This window comes from Psychrobacter sp. DAB_AL43B (genome assembly GCF_900168255.1).
Taxonomy (GTDB): domain Bacteria; phylum Pseudomonadota; class Gammaproteobacteria; order Pseudomonadales; family Moraxellaceae; genus Psychrobacter.
In genome coordinates this window covers 2,734,057-2,746,518 of record NZ_LT799838.1, presented here as the reverse complement: position 1 = coordinate 2,746,518, position 12,462 = coordinate 2,734,057, and the positions used below count along the sequence as shown (strand labels likewise).

11 protein-coding genes are annotated in these 12,462 nt (G+C 42.3%); 7 read left to right on the top strand and 4 right to left on the bottom strand.

From position 1 onward, the window contains the following. Positions 1-337: 337 nt before the first annotated feature. Positions 338-1,321: a malate dehydrogenase gene (locus DABAL43B_RS11680; protein WP_079692543.1), complete on the top strand. Its 984-nt coding sequence runs from the start codon at positions 338-340 to the stop codon at positions 1,319-1,321. Between the two features lie 332 nt (positions 1,322-1,653). After that, positions 1,654-1,893: a DUF2789 domain-containing protein gene (locus DABAL43B_RS11675; protein ID WP_079692542.1), complete on the top strand. Its 240-nt coding sequence runs from the start codon at positions 1,654-1,656 to the stop codon at positions 1,891-1,893. 87 nt (positions 1,894-1,980) lie between these two features. Here the strand turns inward: DABAL43B_RS11675 and ribF are convergent, their stop codons facing one another. Then, positions 1,981-3,024 carry a riboflavin biosynthesis protein RibF gene (gene ribF / locus DABAL43B_RS11670; protein WP_079692541.1) on the bottom strand — a complete coding sequence of 348 codons (1,044 nt, stop codon included), beginning with the start codon at positions 3,022-3,024 and terminating at the stop codon, positions 1,981-1,983. A gap of 289 nt (positions 3,025-3,313) precedes the next feature. Between ribF and DABAL43B_RS11665 the strand changes: the two genes are divergently transcribed. After that, complete coding sequence (locus tag DABAL43B_RS11665) at positions 3,314-3,970, top strand: GNAT family N-acetyltransferase (protein WP_079692540.1); 657 nt, start codon at positions 3,314-3,316, stop codon at positions 3,968-3,970. A 166-nt stretch (positions 3,971-4,136) separates the two neighbouring features. Here DABAL43B_RS11665 and DABAL43B_RS11660 read toward each other — a convergent pair whose 3' ends face one another. From DABAL43B_RS11660 to ampD, 3 genes are all read right to left on the bottom strand, one after another. Then, positions 4,137-4,772 (bottom strand): hypothetical protein, encoded by a 636-nt coding sequence (locus tag DABAL43B_RS11660; protein WP_079693112.1) that lies wholly within the window; start codon positions 4,770-4,772, stop codon positions 4,137-4,139. Positions 4,773-4,894: 122 nt separating this feature from the next. Continuing rightward, positions 4,895-6,445, bottom strand: coding sequence for a murein biosynthesis integral membrane protein MurJ (murJ, locus tag DABAL43B_RS11655; protein WP_079692539.1), 1,551 nt, complete (start codon positions 6,443-6,445; stop codon positions 4,895-4,897). Between the two features lie 146 nt (positions 6,446-6,591). Then, positions 6,592-7,182: a 1,6-anhydro-N-acetylmuramyl-L-alanine amidase AmpD gene (ampD, locus tag DABAL43B_RS11650; RefSeq protein WP_079692538.1), complete on the bottom strand. Its 591-nt coding sequence runs from the start codon at positions 7,180-7,182 to the stop codon at positions 6,592-6,594. Between the two features lie 183 nt (positions 7,183-7,365). On the opposite strand from ampD, the gene DABAL43B_RS11645 reads away from it, so the two are divergent. The 4 genes from DABAL43B_RS11645 (at position 7,366) to pyrE (ending at position 12,429) form a co-directional block, all read left to right on the top strand. Then, the gene (locus DABAL43B_RS11645) at positions 7,366-9,519 is read left to right on the top strand and encodes a DUF4105 domain-containing protein (protein ID WP_145952536.1); all 2,154 of its coding nucleotides are present in this window, start codon (positions 7,366-7,368) and stop codon (positions 9,517-9,519) included. 92 nt (positions 9,520-9,611) lie between these two features. After that, a complete protein-coding gene (locus DABAL43B_RS11640) occupies positions 9,612-10,451 on the top strand; it encodes an NAD-dependent epimerase/dehydratase family protein (protein WP_079692537.1) in 840 nt (279 codons plus the stop codon). Positions 10,452-10,611: 160 nt separating this feature from the next. Further along, on the top strand, positions 10,612-11,640 hold the full coding sequence (locus DABAL43B_RS11635; RefSeq protein WP_079692536.1) for a hypothetical protein: 1,029 nt from the start codon (positions 10,612-10,614) through the stop codon (positions 11,638-11,640). Between the two features lie 69 nt (positions 11,641-11,709). Then, entirely contained in the window at positions 11,710-12,429 is a 720-nt protein-coding gene (pyrE, locus tag DABAL43B_RS11630; RefSeq protein ID WP_079692535.1) for an orotate phosphoribosyltransferase, read from the top strand. Positions 12,430-12,462 lie beyond the last annotated feature (33 nt).

Here is a 12,462-nt window from a genome sequence, read left to right as displayed (position 1 = left end):
GCGTATCTAAAGCACGTCATTAGCCGGCAGCGCCAATCATTCAAAAACTCTTTTCAACGTTTTGATATTCATCGAAATGCTTCTGACAAAGCACACTTTAAATCTTATTCTGTCTTCCTTTGTTACTTTATTAATATAGTTATCTATAACAATTGTCGATATTTTTTCGTATAAAATGTAACAATATAGTTATGGATAGCTTTCTCGCTTTCTCTAGACGGTTAATAGGCTGAAGTGCTACACTAACCCTCGGTTTATGACTGCTATTATTCATCTAGCAAGTCGATATCTAAAATGATAATCATGAATTATCTAATAATCAATTAGGGAATATTCTATGAAACAACCTGTACGTGTTGCCGTAACTGGTGCTGCTGGTAATATCAGCTATGCTATGTTATTTCGTATTGCATCTGGTGAAATGCTAGGTAAAGATCAGCCAGTAATCTTGCAATTACTTGAAATCGCTCCAGCACTAGACGCCTTAAAGGGTGTGGTCATGGAATTAGAAGACTGTGCATTTCCTTTGTTGGCAGGTATCGTACAAACTGATGATGCCACTGTTGCGTTTAAAGATATCGACTATGCTTTACTAGTAGGCTCACGTCCTCGTGGCCCAGGTATGGAACGTAAAGACTTGCTAGAAGCCAACGCTGCGATTTTCTCAGCGCAAGGTAAAGCATTGAATGACGTTGCTAGCCGTGATGTTAAAGTATTGGTAGTAGGTAACCCTGCTAATACCAACGCTGTTATTGCTCAGCGTAATGCACCAGATTTAGACCCACGTAACTTTACTGCGATGACTCGTTTGGATCATAACCGCGCAATGGCACAGTTAGCAGGTAAAACTGACAGCACCATTAATGACGTGAAAAAAATGATCATTTGGGGCAACCATTCATCAACTCAGTACCCTGATCTAACGGCTTGCACCGTAAACGGTAAGCCTGCATTAGATTTAGTAGATCGCGAATGGTATGAAGCGACTTATATCCCAGAAGTACAACAACGCGGTGCGGCAATCATTAAAGCTCGTGGTGCCTCTTCTGCAGCCTCTGCTGCAAACGCTGCTATTGCACACGTACGTACGTGGGTAATGGGTACTGATGATAACGATTGGGTCTCTATGGGTGTCTACTCTAATGGCGAGTATGGTATCTCTGAAGGCTTGATTTACTCATTCCCATGTACTTGTAAAGATGGCGACTGGTCTATCGTTGCTGACGTTGATGTGTCTTCAGCTTTCTCAAAAGAGAAAATGGCAGCTACTGAGCAAGAGCTTAATGAAGAGCGTGACGCAGTAGCACACTTACTACCATAAGGCGCTAAACAGCTAAAAATTTAGCCCTGTTTATTAAGCATATAATGTATAACACGTATATGATGTATGAAAAGCCCTCATAAACTTTGAGGGCTTTTTTGTGGTTTAGCATATACTTTTAGAATCAGCTGTTTTCTAATGCTTAACATAAGTTGCTTTCATAACTTCTCAGTTTTGTACCATCAACGCGAGACTGTTAATACAATTGATAACGTTAGATAAACGTTGATTAACAGCTATTATCATAAAGCTTGCTACAATCAAATGGTTAGTCTAAATAATAAGCACATATAAATCTGTGTCATCAATCTGTATCATTTAAGGAGAAAGTTATGTTAGGTGAACCTGAGTATAATATGAATGAGCTATTTGCTCAGTTAGGACTGGATAGCTCAGACGAAGCAATTGATAGCTTTATCGACAATAATAAATTGGCAAAAGAAGAGAAGTTAATAGAAGCTAAGATTTGGACGGACAGTCAACGAGCTTTTCTACAAGAAGAATGGGAAAAAGATGCGGAATGGGTTGAGGTCATTGATGACTTAAATGTGCGACTGCATCCAGACGCTTAAAAGTGAGCTTTTTATAAAAATCTCACTTATAAAAAAGCCCACAACGATAAAATGTTGCGGGCTTTTTTTATTTATTAGCTATATTTTCTAGCAGGTTGTTTGCTTTGATCGCCACTCAAGTAATTCTTTTACATCGTGATGAATACCAGCTTTTAAGGCCTCTAGGCTCTCATAATGTCGTTCGCCATGCAAATAGTGCAAAAAGCGCACTTGTAAAGTTAAACCATATAAGTCAGCTTGCAACTCTGGAAAATGCACTTCTAACCGCCAATCATGTTTTTTATCCACCGATGGTCTGGTGCCAAGATTAGCCGTACCAAACAAGCTATGCGGACGCAACCCTGCTACGCCTTTATTCTCGCCATCCGTGCGAGTTGTTAAACCATTAGGTATGACATTACCACCCTCATCGAGGCTGACGACATCGACCGCAAAGATACCGTGTAGAGCAGGCTTTATGCGCTTTAAGTCAATATTGGCGGTAGGGAAGTCCATCGTTCGACCAATTTTATCACCACCGACGACCGTTCCTGTGATTGCATACTCGCGTCCAAGTAAGGTATTAGCAGCATTAATATCACCGGCCAATAATAAATCACGAATACGGGTTGAGCTAATACGCGCCGCTTTATCGCTGCTATCTGTGACGGTATGTAGATTGGTTACATGCAAGCCATAATCACGCAAAAACTGACTATCACCGGTACGGTCATGACCAAATTTGAAGTCATCACCCAATACCAAGGCTTTTACATTGAGGCGTCGCGCTAAAATATCTGCAAATGCCTGTGCTGATAACGAGCGAAATTCGGCATCAAAGCCCGCTATAATCAAGGTCTCAACCCCATATTCTGCTAGCAACGCCTGCTTTTCAGCAAGATTGGTTAAGCGTGCCGGGGCAGTAGCTGGAGCAAAGAACTCACGTGGCTGTGGCTCAAATATCATGACCGCAGAGCCAAGATTACGCCCTTGTGCAAGTGTACGAACTTGAGTGAGCATCGCTTGATGACCTAAATGCACGCCATCGAAGTTACCGATAGTAAGCACGCAAGGCGCTAAAGCTATTGGGCTGGTGTTGTTATGCGAAGCGTCTGAAGACGCCATCAATTGCTCAAGAAAATAGGTGTTCATAAATTTTCAGCTATGATAAATAAGACCAGATAAAAAGTGAAAAAACACTTCTATATTTAAAATCGAGGCGTTTAAAATCAGCCATTATAAAGTAAAATAGCCATACTAACATCTTATAGTCTGCTGATAATAAAAGAACAACGCCAGCAACCTTAAAAGTTAGTGATTTTATTTGGCTTAGGGTTGTTTGCTCATTCCGCGATTGTTATTAATTAACGGTTTAGCCATTAACGATTTATCGCACATCCTCTATTACCAATTACTAATTACCGTTAATCATGGAAATGCTATGTCTGATGTTGCTTCTAACGCGACTGCTAAGTCTGATACTAATGATGTCCCTCATTCTATGCTGCATCTATTAGCAGCAAACAAGCTCAACGATAAATTTCTTGTGCAGCGCGCAAGCATAGACGGCTTAGCAGAAATTTTAGCAATTTATAATCAAAGTATTGCCGGTAAACAAGCAACGGCCAATCTAACGCCAGTAACTTCTGAAGAGCGCGAAGCTTGGTTTGAGGAACACCTCAACAGTGCAACGCGACCTATTTATGTCGTTAGAATGGTAGATATAGTAGGTATCGACAGCGCGAAGCAAAAAGAATGTTCCCCAATAGTTGCGTGGGGCAGCTTTAGTGATTTGTATGCGCGACCGGCTTATAATATCAGTAGTGAGATTAGCATTTATCTGCACAAGGATTGCCATGGTCAAGGGTTGGGAAGCTTATTGCTACACTGGATGCTGAATCAAGCGCCAAGCCTTGAGATTCATAATGTGATAGCGCTTATTTTTGCTCACAATCAACCAAGTTTAGGTCTATTCCGTAAAATTGGCTTTGAGCAATGGGGTTATATGCCAAAGGTTTGCGACATGGAAGGGTTTATCGCTGATGTGGTGATGCTTGGTAAGACCGTCATTCCAGACGATATAGTCGATTCACTTTAAAAAGAATATAGTGTTGCTAATATGAATTTTGCGAAGCCTCTGTCTGGCGAAGCGCACAGCAAGCGACAAAAATTTATATCAGCAGAATGTTGTGACAATCATAGGTGTTTTATTTTGAACTTACGATAGTAACAAGCGTTAAAACCGTTATTTATACTGAACAGTTTTAGCCCAATATTTTCCATTCACCATTGATTTTTTGTAGCTCATAAGTCAGGGGAGCAGGTTTTTTTTGGCCTTTGAGCATAAGCTCACCGATGACGGTTGCCTTTGTTTTGTCGCTGTTGTATTTGGTATCAATAATAGTGACGGCTTCAACCGTCTGCTTAAAGGCAAACTGAGTATTTTTTAACTCTTCAGCGAAATCTTCCATATCGACTTTATAATAAGTCGCAGCCTTTTCAATATCGCCATAATATAAAGTATCAAGTGCTAGCTTGACCGTATTTTCTGGTGTACCGACTTGGGTTTTATTGGTTAGTATACTTGGCTCTTTAACGGCTGCTGCGATAGGGCTGATATCGTGACTAACAATGTCCGTATCGGGTGTAGCTGAGGCACTGTCGTCTATACTATTAGTATTAGCCTTATTAACATCAGCATTAGCCGCGACATCATCCGTACTCTTAGCAGTCTCTACGGCAGATGAACTGTCTGTCGTCTCGTTCGCTGGCTTGCTCTGCACATTATCATTATCGCTACAACCGCTTATCAGCAGTCCGGCACTAAATAAAGAAAAACCAAGTAAACCAGTCGCAACAATCTTAGGTAAGCGTCGAGCTGTGAGTTGCCGATTTATCATATAAAACCTTAATAGTGAGTGATTTAACAATGAGCCATTATGGCAACTATCAGCATCATTCATTGTCAATTCTCATATTGACCTTGTTTTGGTTTCGTAAGTTAATATCTTATGTAACTTGTTTAACCATGTTTAAGCTGGCGAGGGCGGAAGCCTGTTGCTAATAACACCACACCATAAACCAGCGCACCGACCGTGCACATAATCAGTAGCGCAATCAAACGTCGCCACTGAGCATCATCGGTTGGAAAGTAGGGTAGCATGACATAAAGCACAGCGACCATGGCACTGGTAGAAATCGCAAACTGCGCAAACAGCTTTTTCCAGTGACTGCCAAAACGGAAAATATCGCGTTTATGTAAGAAATAATACAATAAGCCTGCATTCACAAATGATGCGCCGGTCGTCGCAAGTGCCAGACCACCATGCAGTGGAATCTCAAAAAAGTAAAATAACCCGATGAAGATGACGCTAAAAATCATATTGGCAAAAACGGAAATAATACCAATTTTCACTGGCGTGCGTATATCTTGACGAGCAAAGAAAGCAGGGGCAAAGACTTTAATTAGCATAAAGCCTAATATGCCACCCGCCATACTACGTAACGCGAGCGAACTCATTTGCGCATCAAGTAAGGTAAATTCACCACGTAAGAATAACGCTTGCATCAGCACATCAGACAGTATAAACAAGGCCGCCGATGCAGGTACACCCACCAAAATAATTAAACGTGCTGCCCAATCAATAGTCTTTTTAAAGCTAATATCGTCTTTTTTGGCCTCACTTTTTGATAGGCTAGGTAAAATAACCGTACCAATCGCCACACCAATTAAGCCAAGTGGCAGCTCACTCATGCGCTCAGCGGCATATAGCCACGAGACCGAACCGCCAATCATCAATGAAGCAAAGATAGTATTTAATAATAGATTAATCTGAGTAACCGACACCCCAAAGATAGCAGGCAACATCAGCTTTAATATGCGCTTGACACCTTCGTGCTGAAAATCGATTTTAGGCAGAACTAATAGCTTTTGCTGTGACAACTGCGGTAACTGCAGTAATAGTTGTAATAAACCGGCAATAGCGACCGCATAACCGAGCGCCATAATGGGCGTCTCGAACATGGGAGAAAATACCAACGCGCCGCCAATCATACATAGATTGAGCAGCACCGGTGCAAAGGCAGGGGCCGCAAAGCGTCCGTAGCTTTGCAGTATACCGCTAGCAAAAGCAGTCATTGAGATAAATAGTAAATAAGGAAAGGTTAGACGTAGCAATTCAGCAGTAATAGCAAACTTATCGGGCTGATCAGCAAAACCTGGAGCAAATAAAGTCACGACCCACGGTGCCATTAAAATCACCACGACAGTGAGCATGGACAAAATTAGCAACAGCGCACCTGAAGTACGGCTGACTAATATCTGTACCTCTTGTAAGCTATATTTTTCTTTATATTCTGATAGGACGGGTACGAAGGCTTGGCTAAACGCGCCTTCAGCAAATAGACGACGTAAAAAATTAGGTATCTTAAAGGCGACCAAAAAGGCATCCATCAGACCACCAGCGCCAAAGACACCTAGTAATACGATATCACGTACCAGACCTAAAATACGCGACAGCATGGTCATGCTACTGACTACCATGGTTGAACGAAATAACCGACTTTTTGCCATGAGAACCTATTATGCTGAGTGGTTTGCTAATTTATTTATTGATGTACTGAGGTCAAAAAACTGACAGATTATAGCACTTTCATAGCATCGGTAAATGAATTGGATGTGGAAATTAGGCGTGCTATTAACAGAGCTACTAATACGAGCTAGTCCTCAAGTTTGTTGGCTACCATCTCGCGCAATTTTACCCATTCAAAATAATCACCGGGGTCAGTCTTGCGATCAGGGGCAATATCGCTATGACCGGTTAGATGCCGGCGGGTTTTAGGGTAGGCGTCATAGATAGCGGCGACTACTTGTGCAAGTGCGGCATACTGCGCGGATGTAAAGGACACAAAATCTGACCCTTCAAGTTCAATGCCAATGCTATAATCATTACATTCAGGTCGACCAAGATAACTAGACCTGCCAGCATGCCATGCACGCTCATTAAAATTAACAAACTGAGTCACAGCACCATCACGCTCTATAAATAGGTGAGCTGAAACTTCTGCACCTTCAATCGTCTTAAAGTACGGATGCGCTTCCCAGTCTAATTGATTGGTAAATAAGGCCTTAACATAATGTAAACCGTCAGTGCCACAGGCGCCAAATTCACTCGGTGGTAAGCTGATATTATGGATCACAATAGTATCAATGCTTATTTTCTTAGGTCTTCTATTGCAGTTTGGGGATGCCAGCCAAGTGGCCGTTGATAACCGACCATCGTTAATAATCATTGCTGACGCTATGGACATAGTATTCTCTTTTATAATGTTATGAAGTAAGCATAGTAAAAATGCCTTTTATCATAAATTTTGTATACATTAATAGCAAACATACCTATAGAAAAGATAATTATTGAGAATATATATTCTGATAATTCGACAGACCTAATAACGCGATAAGCGTATGACTCCTACAGTGCGAGATTTTACCTCATGCCTATTAACTTAAAGTCTATTAACTTAAAGTCTATTAACTTAAAGTCTATTAATTCGAACCTTATGGCGATAGAGGGTACGCCAACACAGCTGACTAGGCGCGCGCGTTTGCCACTGACGATTGCCGGACTACTGCTAACCGTACAGGCGCAAGCGTTTTTACCGACGCCATCATCGCTCGTAACGACAGGTGAACTTGCGCTTGATACTAATCCAGATTTGATTGCTAAAAATTTAGCAAAATCTATAGATGAAAATAAACAAGATACCCAAAATGTTCAAAATACGAATGCTGAGCAGTTATTAATAACGTGGCGTCAGCAAGTAAAACAAGACAATCTCGCCCAACATATCACATGGCGCCGTTTATTATATTTTGTAGATGATGAAAAAAGCTTGCTCGGCAAAAAGAAAAATAAAAGCGTGGTTGACGATAGTAGTTTTTTCTTAACTAGCAATGGTCAGCAAGATTCAGCAGCGGAACTTGATGCCATGCTGGTTGCGCTTGCTCAGGAATTAACAGGATCTACGAGCAATAGCAGCAATGTTAAAACGAATAATAGCAATTCAGTACTTTGCCGTTTTCCGGCGCGCGTACAATGGCTCACAGAAACGTTAAATATTGACAAAACAGCATTGCAAGCGGATTGTTCAGAGCTTGATGACTGGATGGCAATGCTAGCGCCTGAACAGTTGTCACTGATGTTTGCGCAGGAGTATTTAGACAATCCTATCTCTGCCTTTGGCCATACGTTATTGCGTATTGATTCAAAAGCTAGTGTGGCTGATCCTAGCCAGATTCATCATGCGTATGCGCTTAATGACACCGTCGATGGTGATGCTGCTGATAGTTTTTTAATTTATGCCGTTAAAGCGGCGAGTGGTGGCTATGATAATCTGATCGAAATTGGTCCTTATCCTAAAAAGTTTGCAGACTATCTAAAAGAGGACGAACGTGATACTTGGACCTATCAATTGGACTTAACCCCAAGCGAGGTGCAGCAAATCATGCTGCATGTGTGGGAAACCAAAGACTTGAGTTTGCCCTATTACTTTGCGACGGATAACTGTGCTTCGGAGGTTTTACGTCTTATCGATGTGGTACGCCCTAAACAGCATTTACTCAGTCAACTGCCTTATGCCGTTATCCCCTCCGATGTGGTCAATTTACTTAAAGCTGAAAACTTGCTAGCAAGTACCTTTTATACGCCAGCAGACAGTAGCGTACGCCAAGCACAGCTAAATAAAGCCGTGCAAGCTGCCAAATTGGGTTATCAAGATTTAACAAAAGAAGCGGCAAATAATATTAAATCAGCCGATATTAATTTGTCATCGATCATGAGCGCTGATGGTCAGACGTTATTGCCAGTGACTATTGCCCCACCTAATAATAATCCGCTTGATCGTCATGCGTTGCAGCGTGGTCAGGTTGGTATTGGCCAGCGCGGGGATAACAACTATATCGAGCTTGATCTACGTGCCGGCTTCCATGATACGCTTGATCGTACCGCAGGGTTTGGGCAGTTCTTTGATTTAGAGGGCGTCAAAGCGACATTGCGTTTGTATGACAAGGATGATGACAAGGTCAATCAACCGAAGAGCGTCGTTTTGCAGAATTTTACTTTAATTCGCGGACGTTCGTTTAACCCTGTTAATACCGCTAAAAAAGGTCAGACGTGGGGCGCGAGTGTTGAAGCCACACGTATCAATGATGGCTCACAGCAAGATGGCACGGATCATTTAGTAGGAAGCACTACCTTAGAGTATGGTAAATCGTGGGCGTTTGGTACGCCGCCTGCCAACTCTGGCGAGATGCCGCCGCAGCTGTGCTATACCTTGGCAACGGGCGCAGTACAGGGTGGACGTGGTATCAATAAAGGCTACCGTGTGGGGGCAGGGGTAAACGCTGGTTGTGTGTATCAGATTAACAATCAGTTACGCGCGCAAGCTGAATTGCAACTGCCGTATTGGTATCATGGCAGCAGCGATGAGCCTGAGGTAACTGGTCACTATTGGCAGCCAATTACTACCTTTGGATTGCAGTACGATATCGATAAAAAACAAGCGCTACGGCTTAATGCCAGCTATGATTGGCAAGATCGTGTCGATGCTAATGACGATATAAAACTGTCTTATATGCGTTACTTTTAACTAGCTGTCACCTTTTACATTGAAGTAAACATGCATTTTAAAGGCCATTATTAGCACTATTGATTAACTATAATTATAAATAAGGATAACTTATGTCCACTCAGAAATTACTTATTATTGGTCAAGGTGATATAGGTTTGCCGGTGACTAATAAACTTGCTCAAGACAATTTGTCTGTCACTGGGCTGGCGCGTAGTGAGCGCGGCCATTATCAGTTAGATGATAATGCGACTTTTATGCAAGCGGATGCGTTGACACTGACTGCTGAGCAATTGCAAGCGTTTACGCGTATTGCCATTATTGTGACCCCTGATGAGTATTCGACCAGTGGTTATAACGACAGCTATTTAAGTATTTGTCAGCATTTAGCAACGCTGGCCAGTGAATTAACCAATCTTGAGCGCGTGGTCTTTATTTCTTCAACAGGGATTTATGGGCAAAACAAAGGGGAATGGATCGATGAGCATACCGCGCCTGTCACCCCCGAACGTGATGCGTCAAAAATCATATTGCAAGCAGAACAAGCGTTGCAACAAAGGTTTGGTAATAAGGCGATTATCATTCGCCCAAGCGGTATTTATGGCCGCGAAAGATTAATGCGTCTACGTAAGGCCAAAGAGGCACAGAAAGAACCGATTGCTGCCGAAGATTGGAGTAATCGTATTATGGATCGCGATTTGGTGACGATTATTATCAACGTATTGACCATAGATACGGCCAAGTCACTTTATATTGCCACTGATTATGCGCCAGTAACGACACTTGAGCTGACCACATGGTTAAGTGAGCAAGTAGGTGAAACGCTACCAGAAGTGGAGGATAAAAAAACAGCGGTGACAGGAAAACGTTTACACAGCAACATTCCATTAGCTTGGCTCACTTATCCTGATTGGCAAGTAGGTTATCAAGATATCTTGCACCATCAAGAATAAGATAATGGTTATACCACAGGCGCTTTGATGCCGCTCATTTCACTCTGACTCCTATTCATATCGATTCAATATTGTTTTTTTAAAGGGGTTGTTTGAGTATTTTTATTTAAGTTTTTTATTTAAGTGCTTTGTTTTAAACGCGCTAGCCTATGGAGATTTCATGACCCAGCCTTCTACTTCTGATGACCGTTTATTCAATGCTGAGCTTGTAGCAGAAGAGGCTCAGCTTGCAGAAGTTAATGCTGAGCAGTCAGCAGTTTTATCCAATAGTAACCAGCCTGCGATTGTGCATCCTAATTTTGATCCGAGGCGATTGCCAATTGATCCCGCAAGATCACTGAGCGATATTCCAGAGCCGGCGCGGCGCCTAAACGGGCAGTTGCACCGATTATATGGCAATGCTGCGCATTTTTACCAGCCCAATGAAGACCACTTGTCGAAATGGCAGCTGATTGCTTCAGAAGTTTTGGCTGAGCATCTGTCACTACTGAGCGCGGCAAAGCTAATCGAGCTTCCGACTAGTTTTTATAATAATCATAGTGAGCAACCGTTACTATCGCCATTAAATGAGATGACCCTGCTTGATATGTCCGATATTCAGCAAACCATTCGAACTTATCCAACACTAAGCCGTTATGGGTTTTCGGTAGTAGATGACTTGATAGCAGGTGATATAGATGGCAATAAAGCTATTAACACCAAAGCTACTGCTAAATCTAAGGCGTCTGCTGCTACATTATCTCTGCGCGCACTGACCAAAAACTATGATCCTGATGAACTACTCAGTAGCCTTTATGCTGATGATTGGCAAGTGATTCTACAGCCGCAGCAATTTGAAACTGGCGCGGGCAGTCTAGCCACAGATATTATGGCGTGTAGCGTAACTGTGCATGCTTTAACGCAGTGCAGCAGTCGCAAAAGCATCAATCATAGCTATAGCGCCGCACAAATTTGTCAGCATATACGCAGCTATCTGCTCAGTCAGATTATCTGCGAGCCAACACAGCGTCATGCGTACCGCCAAATTCGGATTTTCACAGGACATGTTATTGTTGCCGCCCATTATTTGGGTTGGGATATACAAGTGAGTCATGATGGTCAGTGCTACTTTAATATCTCATCACGTTGTGGTCTATTGACGCGTTATCCTGATATGCAAGATTATGATATCAATGGTTGGTCAAGTTAAACCACAACGCCTATAATGCGCATCATAATATCTGTTTTTAAATCTTCTCTTTGTTAATAGGAATGCTCAATGCCTAACGCCCAACATGCTAACAACGCTCAACATGCTAACAATGTTTCATTTTCATCTCATGACTTTATTCAGCTGGCTTTAGACAATCAGGTGCTGAAATTTGGTGAGTTTGTCTTAAAATCTGGGCGTATTAGTCCGTATTTTTTTAATGCAGGTTTGCTTGCGTCGGGTGAAATGTTATCGTTATTAGCGCGTGGTTATGCTGATGCCTTAGCTGAACAAATGCAGTATGCTAATGGTTCTGATAATAAAGAACTGGTCATCTTTGGTGCCGCTTATAAAGGCATTCCTTTTGTGGCCGCTACTGCGCAAGCGTTATGGCTATATCATGGTATCAATGCTAAATGGGGCTACAACCGTAAAGAAGTTAAAACTCATGGCGAAGGCGGTAATTTGGTTGGTGCCGATGTCAGTGGTCAGTCGGTATGGATACTCGACGATGTCATCACGGCTGGCACGGCCATGCGTGAAGTAGTTGAGATATTAGAGCAAGCAGGGGCAAGCGTTGCCGGTATTATTGTTGCGTTAGACCGTAAAGAAAAAGGCTTGGCTGAGCATTCTGCTATTCAAGAGCTGGCAGCAACTTTAGAAGTACCAGTACGTGCTCTTGTCGATATCGATGATTTAATCAGTTACCTAGCAGACGCCAGCGGCCAGCATAAAGACGCGACCCAGCTTGCAAAAATGCAGCATTATCGCGCCCAGTACGGCGTATAATTTATTGCAGTCATTACTAGCTATAGTCCGTTC